The sequence below is a fragment of the Olivibacter sp. XZL3 genome, from assembly GCF_004368405.1.
Lineage (GTDB): Bacteria > Bacteroidota > Bacteroidia > Sphingobacteriales > Sphingobacteriaceae > Olivibacter.
Genome location: NZ_SBJH01000062.1, coordinates 102,534 through 122,702, shown reverse-complemented (window position 1 = coordinate 122,702; position 20,169 = coordinate 102,534). Strand labels below are relative to the sequence as shown.

General features: G+C 44.9%; 9 protein-coding genes. All 9 read left to right on the top strand.

The window, feature by feature from the left end; genetic code table 11:
• Positions 1 to 271 precede the first annotated feature (271 nt).
• The 9 genes from EPX21_RS13575 to EPX21_RS13535 all read left to right on the top strand — a co-directional run bounded on the left by EPX21_RS13575 (position 272) and on the right by EPX21_RS13535 (position 20,087).
• Positions 272 to 2,056, top strand: a complete 1,785-nt coding sequence (locus tag EPX21_RS13575; RefSeq protein ID WP_134090239.1) for a DUF885 family protein — start codon at positions 272 to 274, stop codon at positions 2,054 to 2,056.
• Positions 2,043 to 3,500, top strand: a complete 1,458-nt coding sequence (locus tag EPX21_RS13570; protein WP_134090238.1) for an APC family permease — start codon at positions 2,043 to 2,045, stop codon at positions 3,498 to 3,500. The genes EPX21_RS13575 and EPX21_RS13570 overlap by 14 nt, the downstream gene beginning before the upstream one ends.
• A gap of 64 nt (positions 3,501 to 3,564) precedes the next feature.
• Positions 3,565 to 5,811, top strand: a complete 2,247-nt coding sequence (locus EPX21_RS13565) for a S9 family peptidase (RefSeq protein WP_134090237.1) — start codon at positions 3,565 to 3,567, stop codon at positions 5,809 to 5,811.
• Positions 5,812 to 5,938: 127 nt separating this feature from the next.
• Positions 5,939 to 8,695, top strand: a complete 2,757-nt coding sequence (locus EPX21_RS13560) for a DUF5695 domain-containing protein (RefSeq protein ID WP_134090236.1) — start codon at positions 5,939 to 5,941, stop codon at positions 8,693 to 8,695.
• Between the two features lie 647 nt (positions 8,696 to 9,342).
• Entirely contained in the window at positions 9,343 to 12,546 is a 3,204-nt protein-coding gene (locus EPX21_RS13555; protein ID WP_134090235.1) for a TonB-dependent receptor, read from the top strand.
• 20 nt (positions 12,547 to 12,566) lie between these two features.
• Entirely contained in the window at positions 12,567 to 14,030 is a 1,464-nt protein-coding gene (locus tag EPX21_RS13550) for a RagB/SusD family nutrient uptake outer membrane protein (RefSeq protein ID WP_134090234.1), read from the top strand.
• 231 nt (positions 14,031 to 14,261) lie between these two features.
• Positions 14,262 to 15,152, top strand: a complete 891-nt coding sequence (locus tag EPX21_RS13545) for a glycoside hydrolase (protein ID WP_134090233.1) — start codon at positions 14,262 to 14,264, stop codon at positions 15,150 to 15,152.
• A gap of 285 nt (positions 15,153 to 15,437) precedes the next feature.
• Positions 15,438 to 18,563: a TonB-dependent receptor gene (locus tag EPX21_RS13540; RefSeq protein ID WP_134090232.1), complete on the top strand. Its 3,126-nt coding sequence runs from the start codon at positions 15,438 to 15,440 to the stop codon at positions 18,561 to 18,563.
• 87 nt (positions 18,564 to 18,650) lie between these two features.
• Positions 18,651 to 20,087 (top strand): RagB/SusD family nutrient uptake outer membrane protein, encoded by a 1,437-nt coding sequence (locus tag EPX21_RS13535; RefSeq protein ID WP_134090231.1) that lies wholly within the window; start codon positions 18,651 to 18,653, stop codon positions 20,085 to 20,087.
• The last annotated feature ends 82 nt before the right edge of the window (positions 20,088 to 20,169 follow it).

Sequence of the window (20,169 nt, the reverse complement as noted above, 5' to 3'; positions counted from 1 at the left end):
CGACTTCCTACAGTCTTGGCCAAGACGATCGAAAAGAGGGGGCGAATAGCCTAATTCGCTAAATCTAACTGCTATATTACATTCCCTTGTAAAATAAGGTGATAAATGGTTAATATTTTGCTGTTTATTGCTTCACCAGAAAATTATATTTGCTTTTGCTAACAATTAACAATAATAAACCCCATTTAACTCAGGGCGATAGTATTTGCGTGTTCAGTGGTATGTTCCGCTGAACAATACACGAGTTTATAATTTACAAATAGCAAAAGGAATGATCAATTTTAACTCGAAAGCACTAAAAAAGCTTTTAAAAACGGCATTTATTTTTTTAACGCTGGTGACGAGTGGAAAAGCGGGTGCGCAGTCGCCCGATTTCTATAGCCAAACCAGTGAAATAGCGCCTACTATTATTCGCTACAACCAGGATGTACGCACCCTGCTCGATTTTTATTCGCCGCGGGCGACCAACGGATTTTCTTATCAGCCTATTTTAAACTCACCGCAGCAGCGAAAGCGGTTGAACGAGCTGAACCTTCAATATTTGAAGGAGCTGGCTACTTTTCAGTTCGATAAATTGCAAGTCAATGGGCAGGTTGATTATCTGTTATTAAAGAATCAAATCGAGGGCTATGCAAGTGAACTCCAAGAGGAAGAAACCAACTATCGGGCCATCAGCTCCTTTATCCCTTTTGCAGATTCGATTTATAGCCTGGAGAAGACACGACTTCGTGGCGGCTCGGTAGACGGGGAGCAAGTCGCAAAAGAGCTCAACAGGATAACAAAAGATATAAAGATCCATTTGGAAGCATTGCCAAAACAAGCTAAAGTCGACATGCGACAAGCCGAGTTCGCTAAAAATGCGGTTTATGGGCTGCAGGCTAGATTGCGAAACGTCTTTAAATTTTACAATGGTTACGAGCCCATGTTTACCTGGTGGGTGCCGAAGACCTACGAAGGCCTCGATTCATTACTCGGCAAGTATGCGGAAGCTTTGGTGGCGCAAGGCGAAGTGCGAACAACGCAGAAAGCGGATAATAGTGGAATCAAAGGAAATCCGGTTGGCGAGGCGACGTTAAACAGATTGCTCGCTCGTGAATATATACCTTATAGCCCACAAGAGCTTATTGATATCGCCAATGAGGAATTCGCTTGGTGCGATAAAGAATTGTTGAAGGCCTCGCAAGAGATGGGCTTTGGTAACGATTGGAAAAAGGCCCAAGAGCAGGTCAAAAACAGTTATGTCCCGGTAGGGAAGCAGCCAGAACTTATCATTAAACTGTATAACGATGCTAAATCGTTCATCACACAACGGGATTGGATTACTTGGCCTGAGCTCGCTGATGAAACCTGGGGTATGATTATGATGACGCCCGAACGGCAACTGGTGAATCCCTTTTTCACTGGCGGCAGAGAGATCAGTATTTCTTATCCAACACCGGAGATGTCTTATGAAGACAAGATGATGAGTATGCGTGGAAACAACCCTTACTTTTCAAGAGGTACCGTACAGCATGAACTAATTCCTGGACATCACTTGCAATACTTTATGAACAGTCGCTATAAACCTTACAGAAGGGAATTCAGAACGCCTTTTTATACAGAAGGCTGGGCTTTATACTGGGAATTACTGCTTTATGAAAATGGATTTGCTAAAAGTCCGGAAGAGCGCATCGGCATGTTGTTTTGGCGTATGCACCGCTGTGCGCGTATTATCTTTTCCTTGAATTACCATCTGGGCAAGTGGTCGCCACAAGAATGTATTGATTTTTTAGTAGATCGTGTAGGCTTCGAACGGGCAAATGCAGAGGGCGAAGTGAGGCGCTCCTTTCAGGGTAATTACCCGCCTTTATATCAAGCGGCGTATCTGCTGGGAGGCATTCAGATCATGGGCTTGAAACACGAGCTGGTGGATAGCGGTAAGATGTCCTTAAAAGAGTTTCATGATGCCTTTATGAAGGAGAATCAGATGCCTATCGAACTGATGCGTGCCGTTCTCACCAATCAAAAACTATCCAAAAATTTCAAAACAAATTGGCGATTCTATGATTTCAAATAACGAGGAGTTGGTAGTTGATCCTACGCTAAGAGCTGACAAAGAAGTCAACCAAACTGGTTTTAAACCTTCTTTGCGACTCATCGATGCCACGATGTTAGTGGCCGGAAGTATGATCGGTTCAGGCATTTTTATTGTCAGCGCTGACATTGTGCGTCAAACCGGCAGTGCCGGCTGGCTGATGTTCGTCTGGTTCATTACGGGTTTTATGACGCTGACCGCCGCCTTGAGTTATGGAGAGCTCAGTGCCATGTTCCCGAAAGCAGGAGGGCAGTATATCTATTTGAAAGAGGCTTACAATCCGCTGATCAGCTTTTTATACGGCTGGAGCTTTTTTACGGTCATTCAAACGGCCACTATTGCTGCAGTCGGTGTAGCTTTTGCCAAATTCACAGCTTACCTTCTTCCCCAGTTCAGCGAAGATTTGGTAGCAATTGATTTCGGCTTGGTGCAAATTTCACCGGCCCAGTTACTCAGTATTGTGGTTATCTTCTTGCTTACATATATTAATACGCGTGGCGTCAGTAACGCGAAATGGGTACAAACAATCATTACATTAGCCAAAATACTCTCGCTTGCACTGCTCATCATTTTTGGGCTCTTCGCGATGAAATCGGATGTATGGCAGGCCAATTGGCTAAGTGGTTCAACGTGGAATTTGCAACGGCTAAACATCGACGGTTCAATAGAAACTTATACAAGCATTGCCGCTTTGGGAGCGATAGCGGCGGCCATGGTCGGATCGATCTTCAGTAGTGATTCTTGGCACAGTGTAGCCTTTATTGCTGGCGAGGTAAAAAATCCACAACGCAACGTCGGCCTAAGCCTGGCATTGGGTACCATATTGGTCACCTTGTTGTATATGCTTACTAATTTGATGTATACAGGCGTTTTAACATTGCCCGAGATGGCGGCTTCCGAAAAAGACCGGGTCGCAGTAACGGCATCGCATGTTATCTTTGGCAACGCAGGGACCATGATTATTGCCTTAATGATTATGGTATCGACTTTTGGATGTAACAACGGGCTCATTATGGCTGGTGCCCGTGTCTATTATTCAATGGCGAAGGAAGGTGTCTTTTTTAAAAAAGTTGGTACATTGAACGGACGGGCCGTGCCTGAAGTGGCGCTTTGGCTGCAAGCCGTTATTGCTTCGCTCTGGTGTTTAAGCGGCCGATACGGGGACCTGTTGGACATGATTTCCTTTGTGGTGGTCTTATTTTATATGCTCACAATTGCGGGTATTTTTATTCTCAGGAAAAAGCGTCCGGAACAGCCACGACCGTATAAGGCATTAGGGTATCCGGTTCTGCCCATTATTTACATCCTGATGGGCTTAAGTTTTTGCCTATTATTGATCGTTTACAAACCGCAATACACTTGGCCCGGACTGATTATTACCCTCGCAGGAATCCCCGTATATTACGTGATTGCTAAAAGACAATGAATAATTTAGGCAAGCTTCATTGCCATTAAAACCGTACAAGTAATGAATAAACAAATTTATTTGAATGAAAAATAAACTAGGTTTAGCCCTTTTGCTGATTGCTCTTTTTGGTATAAAATCTGTTTGCGGACAAGGGACGAAAGAAGATTATGCGCGCGCAAATAATTTGCGACAGCTGCTAAAAGGCAAGGCGCAGGGTCTAACCGCAAATTCTTTGTGGCTTGATTCTGCCGCCCAAGTGTTTTACAGTGTAACGGTCGATTCCGGGAAGCGCTTTATGGTAGCGGATTATAAGACGCATACAAAAAAGACGGCTTTTGATCATCAGCATGTGGCCGAACAGCTTTCGAAACTAACAGGCGTGACTACAAATGCCGCGGATCTGCCTTTAGCGCAGCTCGACTACGCAATGGAGCGCAAACGGTTAAGCTTCGCCGCTTATGAAAAGGGATGGGATTTGGACTTGGGCACTGGTCGGCTCGAGGAAAATAAAGAAATCACAGCACGCTTAAAGCGAGGAAGAGGGTATTGGGGAAACCGATTTAGCGATGCACAAGACCGGAAAACCTTTTCTCCCGATAGCCAGTGGGTGGCCTATATCAAAAACTATAATGTGTTTATCCAAAGGCCGGAAGATGGTGCTAAAGAGATCCAGTTAAGCTTCGATGGCTCTCCCGGCGAGTATTATGATGCCCGCATGGCTTGGTCGCCAGACAGCAAAAAGCTTGTGGGTGCTAAGGTTAGAAAGCATGAAGATCATACGCTTTATTTGATCGAGTCATCACCTAAAGATCAACTGCAGCCCAAACTGCAAACGCGCGACTACCTGAAGCCTGGAGACGCCTTACCGCAGCGTATCCCGACTTTATTTTTAATTGATGAACAGAAAGCAGTGGCCATGCCTGCCAATTTTATTGGAAATCAATACGACCTTTCGTTTCCGGTATGGCATAAGGATAGCCGTTCCTTTACGGTTGAATACAACCAAAGAGGACACCAGCGCTATCAGGTTCTTGAAATGGACGGACAAACGGGTACAACGCGGGTTTTGGTAGATGAGTTGAGTAAAACATTTATCGACTATAGCGGTAAGAAGTACCGGTACGACGTGGCGGATGGAAAGGAAATCATTTGGGCCTCCGAGCGGGATGGCTGGAATCATCTCTACTTGTATGACGGACTATCGGGGAAAGTTAAAAATCAAATTACCAAAGGGGAATGGGTGGTTCGCAAAGTGGTGCAAGTAGACGAAAAAAAGCGACAGATTATTTTCGCAGCGAGCGGTCGTGAAAAAGGATATGACCCCTATCTTATCCAATATTACCGGATCAACTTCGATGGGACAGGCTTGAAAGCCTTAACGACCGAAAATGCCAATCATGACGCTACTTTTTCTCCTGATCACAGCGTGTTTGTCGATCAATATTCACGGGTCGATTTACCACCAGTTACCGTTGTTAGGGATGCGCTTAGCGGTAAAATATTGATGGACTTGGAGAAGGCGAATATCGATCCGTTAGTAAGCACGGGTTGGAAAATGCCCGAGGTGTTCCAAGCAAAAGGGCGCGATGGACAAACGGATATCTGGGGAATTATCGTACGGCCAACGAATTTCGACCCAAAGAAGCAATATCCTGTTATCGAATATATTTACGCGGGCCCTCACAGTTCTTTTGTGCCTAAAAGTTTTCAAACCATGGTGCCTTATGGCGCGCACGAACTTGCCGAATTGGGTTTTATAGTGGTGCAAATGGATGGGATGGGGACCTCCAATCGGTCAAAAGCCTTCCACGATGTTTGTTGGAAGAACTTAAAGGACGCGGGCTTTCCGGATCGGATTGCCTGGATGCGGGCCGCCGCTAAGAAATATCCCTATATGGACTTAAGCCGTGTCGGCATCTACGGAACCTCAGCAGGCGGTCAAAGTTCCGCAGGCGCTTTGCTCTTCCACCCTGATTTCTACAAAGTGGGTGTATCCTCCTGCGGCTGTCATGACAATCGAATGGATAAAATGTGGTGGAACGAACAGTGGATGGGTTACCCCATAGGTCCGCATTATGCCGAGTCGTCGAACGTGGAAAATGCGTACCGTCTTCAGGGAAAGCTTATGCTTATCGTGGGCGAGCTGGATGATAACGTGGATCCTTCTTCGACATTGCAGGTAGTGGACGCTTTGATTAAGGCAAATAAAGATTTCGACTTTTTGATGGTGCCCGGTATGGGGCATTCTTCGGGAGGCGATTTTGGCGAACATAAAAGGAGAGACTATTTTGTAAAGCACCTCCTGGGAGTAGAGCCACCGGCTTGGTAGGATAATCTATGTGAAGTTCGGATTATCCTGCACGTTAAAATAAGCCTATTTTAGGTCAATATTTGGCTTCAATTGAATAAGTGTCTTGTTTACATTTGTATTGAAGACAATTTCTAATAATATATATATGAATAAAGAAATACATATACCGACAGCTGGCGTCGCTAAGAAGGGCGGAATGCGTTTGGTGCTTATACTGCTTTATGTGTTGTCTATACCTGTTTGTTATGCGCAGAACCCGTGGGAGGCACTTGCAAAAAGACCGGAAACATTGGGGCTCAGCGGGGGAAAGGAGCATTATCGTACGCAGTCGTTTGACCTCGTGCTTGTTAAACAATCACAGACCGTTGCCGGTTTGCATCCATTAAGTGATGTAGCATTTGATTTTACGCCGGGCGATCGACTGGATATCCGTAAGGGCGACGGTTTGTATCAACTCGGAGATATTAATTTACGCGTGCGGGAGCTCGGCGCCTCGGAGTGGCAAGAACTCTCTTCGGCAAAACATCGTACTGCAGTACAGGCTTTGCCTCATGGGGGGAACGTGCTGGCAGCGGCAGATTTAAGTAGTACACTCGCTAATGATAGTCCTTTAAAAATTGAGCGCTATTGGGAGCAGGTGGACGGAACATTGGTCCTTCGTTTTTCGCTGTTAAACGAGGGTACAAAAGACCTTGAAATAGGCGCACTTGGCATTCCCATGATCTTTAATAATATTTTGCACGAGCGTTCACTGGATGAGGCCCATGCAAAAAATGTATTTTTTGATCCATATATTGGCATGGATGCCGGTTATTTGCAAGTAGCCCGTCTGAGCGGCAAAGAAGAAGCACTTTTGGTGCTTCCATATGGCAATACGCCGTTCGAGGCTTATAGGCCCTTGTTAGATGACCCGACACCAAGAGGAATTACTTTTGAAGGATTTCATGAATGGATGGTGCACAGTAGGGCCTATGCGGATAAAGAATGGAAGGGCATAACCCAATGGAATGAGCCCAGCATGGTGGTGCTGAAATCCAAGCAACAAATCAGTTATGGTCTGCAGTTCGTGTTAGCAGACCATATTACCGAGGTCGAGAAAGCGCTGAAGAGTCGGAAGCGGCCGGTGGCAGTTGGTATACCAGGTTATGTGTTACCACAAGACGTAGACGGTAAACTATTCATCGATTATCCGTCGAAAATCCGATCGATCGATGTTTTCCCGGCAGGGGCTTTGTCTTTGATTAAGGAAAAAGGAACTAAGGGCGGCATGCAATCCTATCGCATAAAAGGCAACCAATGGGGAAGGGCCACCATCAAAGTGCAATATGCCGATGGTAATACGCAAGCGATCCATTATAAAGTAATTCGACCCGAAGCAGAGGTTATGGACTCTATTGGGCGTTTTTTAACCACCAAGCAATGGTTCGATCAGCCAAATGACCCCTTCGGAAGAAGCCCGTCTGTTATTTCCTACGATTATGAGGAGCAAAAGCAAGTAACGCAGGATCGTCGTGCTTGGGTAGCTGGTTTAAGCGATGAGGGAGGCGCAGGAAGTTGGTTGGAAGCCATCATGAAGCAATTAGTGCAGCCTAATAAGGAGGAATTAAAGAAGCTGCAAGCCTTTATGCATCAAACGCTGTGGGGTAATATCCAACATAAAGAAGGGCCACAAAAGTACGGTGTTAAGAAAAGCGTTTTTTATTATGAGCCCGACTCCATGCCACCAGGTACCTATGATCCACAGATTAATTACAAAGTTTGGTCGGCCTGGAATAAGAAGGGAGCGGATGATGTTGGCCGATCCTATAATTATCCACACGTGGCAGCCGCTCATTGGGTATTGTATCGCTTATCCCGATTTCATAAGGGCTTAGTGGATCAAGAAAGTTGGCAGTGGTACCTGGATAAGGCTTTCCAGACCAGTATGGCGATGGTCAAACAGGCTCCTTACTATGCGCAGTTTGGGCAGATGGAAGGAACCGTCTTTTTACTGATATTACAGGACTTAAAAGCAGAGCAGAAATTGACCGAGGCAGCGGCTTTGGAAGCGGCAATGAAAGCGCGTGCCGACCATTGGCGTACATTGAATTATCCCTTCGGCAGTGAAATGCCTTGGGATTCAACGGGGCAGGAAGAGGTGTATATGTGGTCCGACTATTTTGGCTACACAGATAAAGCGGCGGTTACACTCAGCGCCATTATGGCTTATATGCCTACCATTCCGCATTGGGCCTATAACGGGAGTGCGCGGAGATATTGGGATTTTCTTTATGGAGGTAAAATAGCGCGGGTAGAACGGCAGATTCATCATTATGGGTCGGCATTGAATGCTATTCCTGTGTTAAAAGCGTTCCATGATCAACCCGAAAACCTGCATTTGTTGCGGGTCGGTTATGGCGGTTTAATGGGTGCGATAGCCAATGTAACCGAAGACGGTTTCGGTCCTTCGGCATTCCATTCGTATCCTTCTACATTGGCAAATGATGCCTTGTCGGGAGATTATGGCAGTGGTTTCTTTGGCTATGCCGTTAATACATCAAGTTATTTAGTGCAGAGCGAAACTTTCGGATGGTTAGGCTTCGGCGGTAATGTCCGCGAAGAAAAAGATTGGGTCGTGTTAAGGCCTACCACGGCGGCGAAATCAAAAATATTTATTGCACCTGCTAAACTGCTGCTGAGCTTGGATGCAGGCCAATTTAGGGAGGTGGCATATAATCCGGGAACAAAAGCTATTCGCATTAAGCTAGCGCCTAAGGATGCATTTACATCGCAGGCATTCCTGCGTTTGGAAGCAGAAGGAGCAAGAGGCTATGCCGTTGAAACGGAACCGAAGATAGAGCGGGGCGCTCAGGTAATCCCTTTAGCGGAACAAGAAACTACATTATTACTGAAGCCACATTAAAAAGGCGATACGGATTGTCTATGGTTGGGGCCGCGTCGAGAGATGCGGCTTCCTTTTGTCGTTCAAATTTGTTGATAGATTGTTAAAATCTGCGTAATGGGAAGCGAAGGTCTTACGTATTTTTGTAGGGTACGCTGCAGCGCAACGTTAAAGCGAACCAGTTAGACGACCGTTTTCTCTGAGACTAAGATACCGCCATATAAGGCGAAGAGGGACAAAACAGGATATCCCTATAAGATTAAAGTTTGCCCCCTTGAAAGGAGGGCAACTGCGGTGTTAAAAATTTTGTTTCATGTGTGTTTGACCGTCCGCCGTGAGGCGGGTGGTCTTTTTTTTTGCCACGGAAGACCCCAAGGGATAAGCTATAGGGTATAAGCTTTTTCGCTTTTCTCCCTGAAGTAAAGCCGCTCCCAATAACAAAAAGAGCCTTGACCCTACACTCTTGGCCAAAATGGTTAAATATCGAAGCCTTTTGGCTAAAATGCGGGAAGTTGGCTTTTCCTTTTCATTTTACATTTGAATCTTTAAGTGTTTCATAGACATTTATAGACCGAGCTAATCATTATTTATTTATCAGAGCCGAGGGAACCAGTACGACATTTGATTTTTGTGTAATCCACAGGTGTATACCTATAATGTAAATTTATATGCGAACAAATTACCAAACGGATAAAAAGCGCCTTAGTTGGGCATTTTTGTTTATGCTGTTACTTTCCGTAATGCGCGTCGAAGCGCAGGAACAGATAACAGGGACTGTTAAAGATTCCAGGGGCCTTCCTCTTCCTGGCGTAAGTATTGTGCAAGAAGGCGAAAGTATCGGCACCAAAACCGATGAATCGGGCAAATTTGTGCTCAGCTTACCAAAGCTGGGTGTTAAACTTATCTTCCGCTCCATCGGGTATAAAAATTACGATACCATCATTACCACTTCAAATAGTATTGAAGTGGTAATGGAAGACGATGTAGCCGGCTTAGACGAGGTGATGGTTACCGCTTACGGCACGAGCAAAAAGTCGTCCTTCACTGGTTCGGCCACCGTAATCGATGCAAAACAGCTTGAAAATGTGAATACTTCCAATGTTGCGCAAAGCTTACAGGGATTGTCGGCCGGCGTTCAAGTAACTAATACCTCGGGGCGCCCGGGAGCGAATCCAACAATTACCATCCGCGGTATCGGATCGCTGACAGCTGAAATGTCTCCGCTCTACGTGGTGGATGGGGTGCCTTCCGATGTAAATCTAAGCGCGTACTCTCCATCAGACATTGAATCCATCACGGTGATGAAAGATGCCGCTGCTACTTCACTTTACGGATCGCGCGCTGCCAATGGTGTGATTATGATTACGACTAAGCGTGGCGCCAGCGGTAAAGCGAGAGTTAACGCACGTGCAGCTTGGACAACCAGTGATTTTGCCGTGAAATTCCCCGAGCGGGTGTCACCTGCTAAACAATGGGAATTGGCTTGGGAAGGTTTGTACAACGATGCACGAGATTTCGATGAGTTGTCTGATGAAGCAGCTAGGGAGTATGCAAGTAATCGAGTTCCTTCTGTTTTCTGGAATACTACGCCCATATTGGATGAGAACGGGAATGTATTGAGAAACTATCGCTCCGGTTGGAATATGGATTATCCGGTTGGTTTGGATGGGAAAATCAAACCGGAGGCGCAACGCTTATGGGATTTTGACTTGTTTGAAGAGGCCTTCAACTATCGGCTAAAGCAAGACTATGGCGTAGATTTTAGTGGCGCTATGGGTGAAAATAATACCTATTATGCCTCCTTTTCTTACCTCAACGATAAGGGTGTTCACATCAGTGACGGCTTTAAGCGTTATACCGGAAGGGTTGCGTTAAACTCAAAAATAAACGATTGGTTCAGCATGAGCAACTCGATTATGTTTATGAATAGCACCGATATAAATGGCGGCTTTGATGCACGGGTATTTCGTGTCATGCCGACCGAATATTCAGCGTATCTGTGGGATTATGAAACCAATTCCTATGCGATCAGTCCTTATACCGGAAAGCCGCAGTTGGATGAAGGGGTCGGAAACGGTCGGGCTTGGTGGCCACGCTGGAGCGCCTATGGCGCTTTAACGGAAGCCAAAAACAGCCAGACCGATAATCTGCAAACGGTATCTGTGCTAAGCTTCCGCCTAATGGAGGGATTAAGCTTAAAAACAACCTATTCTTTCCAGTTAATCGATAACTTCTATAGCATGTGGAAAAGTCCGGAACGCGAGAACCAGTTACTTCCTTCCGAGGGCTATGTGCAAAGGGATAGTTATAGAAGCTATTCACATACTGTCAATAATGTATTAACCTACGACAAAACCTTTAACGATCTGCATCATATCAATGTATTGGCCGGGCAGGAGATTTATTCTTACACCACTTCGGGTTCAGGTGCAACCCGTTATGGTTTGGCTTTGCCTTATTTCAGGGAAATCTCGTTAGCCTCTAACGACCCTACAGCTTGGTCGAGCTTCTCCCGTTACGGACTAGCCAGTTTCTTTGGTAAGGCGGAATACGATTACAATAACCGTTATTACTTTTCAGGAAGTATACGTACCGACGGCTCTTCCCGTTTTCATCCCGACAATCGTTGGGGACAGTTCTATTCGATAGGAGCTTCCTGGCGTGTTTCTGAAGAATCCTTTATGGAGAATACCAAGGATTGGTTGCAAAATTTAAAACTTAAAGCGAGTTATGGTGAAGTAGGAAACGATCGGGTGAATAACTATTATGCCTATCAGGCTTTATTCGGACCAACCAGCTATGTTGGGCAAGTCGGCGTACGGCTTAATCAGTTGGAAAACGAAGACATTAAATGGGAAACCAATATCCAGACGAATATTGGCTTGGAATTCGCATTGTTTAACAAGCTTTCGGGAAGTATTGAATACTTCACTCGCAAGTCCAAAGATCTGTTGTTAGAAACCCCTTTGGCTCCGTCATTGGGGATGGATGCGATCTTGCGAAATATCGGCGATGTACAGAACAAGGGCTGGGAACTAGATCTAAATTACTCCGCTATTCGGAAAAAAGACTTCGACTGGAATATATCCTTCAATGCCACTGGATATAAGAATACGATTACTAGCTTGCCGAGTAGGGAAGAGCAATTTAACCAAGGAGTGGCCGTCTTTAAATGGCGAGAGGGCGGATCGCGTTATGATATTTATGCGCCTAGTTTTGCCGGTGTTAATCCAGATAATGGACACAACCAGTGGTGGCGATACGAATTTGATGACAACGGAAACGTCGTCGGTCAAGAGAAGACCGAAAATTATGACGAGGTGAACGTGGACGCGCAACGGGTTAATAAAGGCTCTGTACTTCCAGATGTTTACGGGGCTTTAACCAATAGCTTCCGGTATAAAGGACTGGATTTATCCTTTATGCTTTACTATAGTTTTGGCGGTAAACTATATGATTATAATTACTCCGAAAGCAATGTGCTGCGCGAGAATTTTGCTGCCTATGATAACCTTGATCGCCGTTGGCAGCAACCCGGTGATGTAACAGATGTTGCCAAGATCTACACTTATCACACCTTCGACGCTTTTTCCAATGCCCGATACAGCGATCAATACATTTTCAACAATGATTTTGTGCGGCTGAAGAATGTGATGTTAGGATATACCTTACCACAAACACTGGTGTCGAAATGGGGTCTATCGGCTTTACGCGTTTACTTCCGTGGGGATAATTTACTGACCTTCGGCAGTGCCAAAAACAGGGGCACCGATCCGGAGAATTTTGGAAACGGTTTTATTGGAGTAACCGACGCAAGCTCGGGCGTACCGATCTTAAGGAGCTATTCTTTAGGCTTAAACGTGTCTTTTTAGGCGCATAAAAACAGAAGAAAATGAAACATATAAATAAAGCATTCTTGGCTGTATTGGCCTCTGTATTATTGCTGACAACTAGTTGCGAGAAGTTTTTGACCGAAGAACCAACATCCGATTTAACAAATGAGTTAGTGCTCAATGATGTGACGGGTTTGAATTTGTTGTTGCAAGGGACGTATCGTATGATGCGTGATGGAAACAATGGAAGCGCCGATAATCCTGCCATATCCAGTCCTTCCGGTATCCGGTTGCTTTCGTCCGTGTCGGGATTCGATATGATGGTCAATCAGGAACAAGTAGGAAATAACTGGTATTTTTATACGTATAGCAACCAACGTTATGACGCAACCAGTGGCATCACATCGGCAATGTGGACTACCATGTATCGGGTGATTAACAATACCAATCTTATCTTAGAAAATGTCGATAACATAGAAGGGGAGCAGTCGGCAATCAACGCGATCAAAGGACAGGCGCTAGCTTTGCGCGCCCGCTGTTATTTTAACCTGGTTCGTATGTATCAACATACTTATGGTATTGCCAAAGATAAGCCGGGTGTGCCTTTGCAGTTGACGTCCGATTTGGAAGCCAAAGCGAGAGCAAGCGTTGCCGAAGTGTATAATCAGATTGTAGGGGATCTGACGAGCGCTGAAACCTTATTGGTGGATTATGCCCGGCCCAGTATCAACTATTATAACCAAGATGTGGTTCACTTCCTTTTGGCGGAGGTGTATCTTACGATGGAAGATTGGGCAAAGGCGCAGCAATATGCGAATAAGGTTCGCGTGGCCTATTCATTGATGACCATTGGCGAATATGCGGCGGGATTTTCGAGCCCGAATAGGGAATGGGTATTAGGTTATGAGCAAGGCGCACAGGATTATTGGTGGTACGACTCGCCGGCCTGTTGGTTTGATTTTGGACAGAATAATGCGCCCTGGCAGGCCGAGCAGATCCTACCGGCCAACTCTTTTGTAGAGGATGTCATGGCCGATGATCCGCGGGCACTCTTTATCGAGAATCCGTTGTATCCAGGTCGCTATGCCGCTACAAAGTTCTTAGAACTGCGCGATGAACCGCCTTACGGTCATTTGTATGACTTCCGTGCAGCGGAAATGTATTTGGTGGAAGCTGAAGCAGCAGCACGTCAAAATGATGTACAAACGGCGCTGCAAGTGCTCAATACCTTGCAACGCGAAAGAGGAGCTACGGTGACCAGTGCTACAGGTCAGCAGGATTTAATCGACGCCATTTTATTAGAAAGGCGTAAAGAAATGTGGGGTGAAGGTCTGGAATGGTTTGACATCCTTCGCTTGCAACTACCGGTGGAGCGAACTACCGCTCAAGGACATTTTCAGAACGTGAGCGTCCCGCAAAATTCCAACCGCCTAATCTTAATGATTCCTGAAAGAGAGGTGATAAATAATAGTTTGTTGGAACAGAATCCGAATCCAAGTCAAGTTCCGGTGTTTGTTCCCTAGTATTGAGAAATAATAAGGACACAAGCCGTCTAAAAAGCGGTCGCGTTTCGCCGCTTACCGCAGGCGCTATGGTTGATGGCGACAAATGGTGCTTTTTAGACGGCTTCATTTGCTTCCGTCGCGGAAAGTCTGTAGAGGTGACTAACTGATCAAAACAAGCTTCGAGCTTACTAAAATCGGAGCAAGCCAAAAGGCGCGGGAAGACTAGTTTTGGCTTCTAACCTTGTAAATATGAAAATAAAAACGATTTATTTTTTTTTCTTGCTTAGCGTGCATCTTGTTGGCTATAGCCAGATAAGGGCGCCGAAAGAGGCAATCGTTTCGGATTACAGAAAGTTAATGGTAACGACTCCTCCGGATTCGTTAAAGACCGACTCTTTTTATCGAAAATACAGTGATGCTTTTGGGATTCCGATTCTATCTTCTGAGAGAACGCCGGATGACGCATTATTAGTTGCGAGGGATATCGTTAATTATATGCTGATGGCTCGTCAGGATATCCGGGACGGGTTAATAAAGAAAGGTGCACGGGTCTTGATTATCGCGGCTGTTGAAGGGGAAATGGATTTGCCTGAACGCAGGCATTGGAAAAAACCAGCTAAAGACGATCGGAGATTGACCCCGGGAGAACGTGAAAACTACGATAAGCCGGGCGGTATCGCCAGCATGACAGACAAGGAGTATTGGAACAATCGGGCGAGGGGAATGGGGGGGACACTAACGTCTTGTGCCGAGGAAAACTTGTTGGGGTATCCGGGGACGCGGTACTATGGGGAGCATATTCTGGTACATGAATTCAGTCATAATATCATGGATGGTATCCGAACGGTGGATCCGACCTTATATGCAGCGATTGAAAAAGCCTATGAAGAGGCCAAGAAAAAGGGCATGTATAAAGGACAATATGCTATTAATACAAAAGAGGAATACTGGGCCGAGGGCACACAATGGTGGTTTTGGTCCAATATCGAGTTTTACGATGCAGGCCAACGGATCCAGAGTCCAAACGACCTTGCTGCTTATGATCCAACTTTATACCGCCTTTTAAGTCAAGTCTACGCCGGGCATCATATTCCTGTAGACATCTATTATGGCAAAAACCTAAAGCCGGCGCAGCCTTAGGACTGTTGAAGATTGATTCTATATTCAGCTGCATTTTCTTTGCCAGGTATTCCTTTTTTACATCAAGGGAGTGCGCGGTATTGAAAAACCAGGTGCTTGCTAAAATACAATCGTTGTTTGTTAATATCTGTGTATTTAATCAGCTATTGCTCTGATAACTTTGGTCTGTCGTCGACGTAGATCCATTATAAACCTGTATGAAGACTTTGGGAAAGGAAGATTAAGTGCTGAGTGATATAAGCAATCATACATTCAGTATAAAAATTTACCCAAAACCAAAGATATATGAAGTTAAATTTTACTATTGCCGTTATTATATGTTTTTTATATAAGGCGGCTTTCTCGCAGGAAAGCCTGCGAGGGAAAGTTGTGAACAATGAGAATGAGCCTATTCCTGGGGTTTCAATTCTCGTTAAAGGTACCCGAACAGGAACAACTACTTCTGCGGAAGGGACATTTACCTTGAATGTTTCAGGAACGGCTACCTTAGTCGTTTCCGGCGTCGGTTACATCAAACAGGAAGTTCCCATTGCTAATAAGGATTTCTTGGAGATCCATTTAGAGAGCGATGATATGTCCTTGGAAGAAGTAGTCATCAATGGTGCTTATGGTAGTTCTGATAAAAAAAGTTTTACCGGGTCGGCCACGGTGGTGAGCAGTGACAAGCTTTTGGCTACGCAGCCAACTAATTTGACCCAAGCTTTACAGGGCGCGAGTCCAGGTGTACAGGTACTGAATACGGACGGTTCGCCGGGCAGCAATGGGAGCATTACCGTTAGAGGGATCAGTTCGGTCGGCGCAGGTACAGATCCCTTGTATATCCTGGACGGTATGCCTTATAATGGTGATCTAAGCTCTATCAATCCGAGTGATATCGAAAGCCTGACGGTGTTAAAGGACGCTGCAGCAACAACCTTATACGGTTCGCGGGCAGCGAACGGTGTGATTGTGATTACCACTAAAAAAGGAACGGCTGCAAGTCCCGTTATCAATGCTAAAAGCAACTTTGGCTTTTCTGATATCGCAGTACCTTATCCGGACAAACTTAATCCGCAACAGGTTTTTGAATTAGCTTGGGAGGCTTTGAAGAACGGACAGACTGATCGTGGTGTTTCTGATGCGGAAGCTGCGCAGTATGCAACAGATAATGTGGTACTCCAGTATTTTCAAAATGCCGACAGAAATGTGTTTAACACCTCTACTCCCATTGGATTGGACGGTAAATTAAAGCCGGACGCTCAACAATTATTTTACGGTGATTGGCTAAACGAATTATTCAGTCCGCGTTTGAGGCAGGAACATAATGTCGATTTCAGCGGCGCTGCGGGGCAGGACAATCGTACCCAATACTTTATTTCCGGTTCCTATCTCAATGACAAAGGCTATTTCAGAGTGCAAGGCTTCGAGCGTTTCTCGGGTCGGGCCAACATCAATTCTCAGGTGAAAAAATGGTTGAATGTCGGTTCGAACGTCTCTTATAGTCATTCTTTTCGGCAAAATCCTGCTGTGGAAGCCCGCTTTACCCGCGTAATGCCTACAGTCTATCCGGTTTACGAATGGGATTATGATAACAATACCTATTTGCGGGATCCTTACGGAAACTTAATGCCCGATTACGGAAATAATACCCGAACCGAATGGAGAGGATGGAATCCAGGGTTTACGGGAGATTATAAGAATGAGTATGACTGGAATTTTAATGGAGCGCAAAGGGATAATTTATCGACCCGAAACTTTACGGAAATTACCTTTATACCGGGCTTAAAATTGAAGACGGGTTTGAGTACTGATTATCAATTAGACTATAACCATTCTTATCAATCAGCAACCCTTACCAATTCCGCTGGATATGGCGGATGGGCAAGTCGTACTGCAAACAGAAGATTTACGTATACGCTGAACAATTTACTGACGTACGATTATAGTGTCGGTTCACATCATTTCAATGTGCTGGCAGGGCAAGAAATCTACAAAGCAAAGTGGAATTATGTATCTACGTCAAGAGAAGGCTTTCCTTTGGGTGGGTTATATGAAACCGATGCCGCAGCGGGTCCCAGAGGCGGCGGATCGTCAGAAGATAATTATCGTTTATTAAGTTATCTGTCTCGTATAGAATATAACTATAACAGTAAATATTATTTTTCCGCCAGTTACCGTGCAGATGGTTCATCTCGCTTTTCTCCGGAAAACAGGTGGGGCAATTTCTGGTCGATAGGGGGCGCTTGGATTTTATCTGCTGAAGATTTCTTAAAAAACACTTCTTGGATCGATAACTTAAAGGCCAGGGCCAGTCATGGTACCGTAGGCAATGATCAGGTGCAGGATGTGGTGGGGTATTATGCTTATCAAGGATTGTATGCCGCCGGATATAACGATTATAACGATCCGGGAGCCATTCTCTCTAGGTTGCCGACGCCGGATTTGGTGTGGGAAAGTAACGAGCAAACAGATGTCGGGGTAGATTTCGACCTCTTCGGCCGGCTTCATGGGTCGATTGATTGGTTTAACAGAAAATCAAAGAACTTAATTTTTGCACGGCCCTTATCACCGTCGGTCGGACTAAGCAGCATCTTTGAGAATGTCGGTGATATCAAAAATACGGGTATTGAAGTGGAATTGGGTGCCGATATTTTCCGGGGGCATGCCTTCTCCTGGAATATAGATGTAAATGCCTCACGTTATAAAAACGAGATCACGCGTTTACCTCAAAATGAAATTATCGATGGGCGTTTTAAGATGGTCGAAAGAAAATCGCGATATGAATATTTCGGACCCGTGTGGGCAGGGGTAAACCCTGAAAACGGTAACAATACTTGGTGGTTGTATACCGATAACGGTCCGGTGCAAACGGAGGATTATACCTTGGTGAACAATAACGAGCAAAAGCGCTTTTTGGGATCCTCTATTCCGGATTTATTCGGCGCCATCACCAACAATTTTGCTTATAAAGGTGTGGAGTTCTCTTTCATGCTTTACTATAGTATAGGCGGGAAAATGTACGATGGCGATTATGCAGAAGGAGTTCGATGGAGAAGGGGCTTTAATATGAGCACAGATATTCTTGATCGTTGGACTCCCGAAAACACCAATACCGATATTCCGAGGCTGTCTGAATACACGCAAAATAATATTACCGTGTATTCTTCTCAATATTTGTTTGACAACAGTTTTTTACGTCTACGTAATATTTCTTTGGGTTATGTATTACCCAATCAGTTGACAGAGAAAATTGGAATAAACCGGCTGAAAGTTTTTGCCCAAGGTACCAATTTATTAACATGGGGCAACGCGGCTAAACGAGGAACCGATCCCGAAACAAGACTAAACGGTGTAGTAGCTAACGGGCCGGATGGTACGGGGAATGGTACGATAAGGAAAAGTTGGTCATTCGGTTTGCAAGCTTCGTTTTAGTCCAATTTGTGAATAGTAAAAGAAAATAAGGAAGCACAGTGGGTATGGGATGAATTGCTTCCTGAACACGATAAAAAAATTACAGTAATGAAACACAGAAAGAGCTTAATTTACGCTTTTATCCTTTTTTTAACGACATGGTTGTCAGGATGTAAAGATGTTTTTGAGACAGGTCCGTCTACGGCGATCTCCGATGAATTGATGTTTAATACCGTTGACGGTGCACAGACTGCTATGAATGGCGTGTATAATTACATGCGTTTAAGAAACACAGATATTGAATATGGAACAGTCATCCAGTTCAATAATGGTTTTGACGCGGCGTCTAACGACTTAATTGTCCGCAATTCTATGGGGCAAATGCAGGTTTACTATGCACATAATACAGCTGAAACCCGTGCAGACGCCACTTTAACGCGTGAAGTATGGAGCTACTTTTATACCATTATCAACAACGTCAATGTTATTATTAATAATATAGACGGTGCTGTGGGGAATGAGACACAAAAAACGGCCATTAAAGGGCAGGCCTTAGCCGTTAGAGGATGGGCTTATTTTTACCTTATTCGTTTTTATCAACAAACGTATGTGCTGGCAAAGGACCGTCCAGGAGTGCCTTATTATGATCAGGGCGGAACGATAGAAGGAAAGCCGCGGGAAAGCGTTTCCTTTATATACGACCGCATTGTTGACGATTTAATGGCGGCTATTGATCTGTTGGCTTCTTATAATAGGACCTATAAAAGTCAGATTAACCAAACGGTGGCACAGGGCATTTTAGCAGAGGTGTATTTAACAATGGAAGATTGGACAAATGCAGCTGCGATGGCAAGCGTTGCGAAGGCCTCTTATCCTTTAATGACGGAAGAGGAATATCAATCTGGATTTAACGATTGGGATCTCGATGAATGGATGTGGGGCGTTCATCAGACGCCAGAACAAAATCTAGGTAACGGCTCGCCGTTTACACTATGGGCCAATCAAAGTAGGGGTGATCGTTGGACCTTTGATTTTATGTATGTAAACGATCGCTTTAAAGATTTGTTTTCTGCTGAAGACGTTCGCAATCAGTTTTGGTTTAGAGAGGATCATGGCTTTTGGACTTCTGACAAATTTAGAGATGCTGCAGACTTCTATGGAGATATCATCTTGATGCGCGCTTCGGAGATGTTTTTAATCGAGGCAGAAGCGTTGGGCAGACAAGGACGCGAAAACGAGGCTAAAGAGGTTTTGTGGCAATTGCAAGATCAGCGGCATGCTGCTCGGTCAACTGCTAGCGGCTCAGCCCTAATCGACGATATTTTGGTGGAAAGAAGAAAGGAGCTATATGGTGAAGGCTTCGCATGGTTCGACCTAATCCGTAATCAAAGACCTGTGCACCGAGAGGGTGATCATCCACTGAAGCCCGAGATACCGGCACGTTCATGGCAGTTTATCTTGCAAATTCCAACTAACGAATTTAATAGCAATACCAGTTTAACGCCAGCGGATCAGAACCCCTATGATGGTATTTTTCAACCTTAATTAAAAAATAAATGAGTTATACTAAGCTAGAGATTGCCGTTAAGGCCTTCTTTAGCTTTAGCATTTCAATAATATAGACAGT

Coding starts and splice junctions, on each gene's coding strand:
- EPX21_RS13575 (WP_134090239.1), top strand. CDS start 272: ATGATCAATTTTAACTCGAAAGCACTAAAAAAGCTTTTAAAAACGGCA.
- EPX21_RS13535 (WP_134090231.1), top strand. CDS start 18,651: ATGAAACACAGAAAGAGCTTAATTTACGCTTTTATCCTTTTTTTAACG.
- EPX21_RS13555 (WP_134090235.1), top strand. CDS start 9,343: ATGCGAACAAATTACCAAACGGATAAAAAGCGCCTTAGTTGGGCATTT.
- EPX21_RS13570 (WP_134090238.1), top strand. CDS start 2,043: ATGATTTCAAATAACGAGGAGTTGGTAGTTGATCCTACGCTAAGAGCT.
- EPX21_RS13560 (WP_134090236.1), top strand. CDS start 5,939: ATGAATAAAGAAATACATATACCGACAGCTGGCGTCGCTAAGAAGGGC.
- EPX21_RS13545 (WP_134090233.1), top strand. CDS start 14,262: ATGAAAATAAAAACGATTTATTTTTTTTTCTTGCTTAGCGTGCATCTT.
- EPX21_RS13565 (WP_134090237.1), top strand. CDS start 3,565: ATGAAAAATAAACTAGGTTTAGCCCTTTTGCTGATTGCTCTTTTTGGT.
- EPX21_RS13550 (WP_134090234.1), top strand. CDS start 12,567: ATGAAACATATAAATAAAGCATTCTTGGCTGTATTGGCCTCTGTATTA.
- EPX21_RS13540 (WP_134090232.1), top strand. CDS start 15,438: ATGAAGTTAAATTTTACTATTGCCGTTATTATATGTTTTTTATATAAG.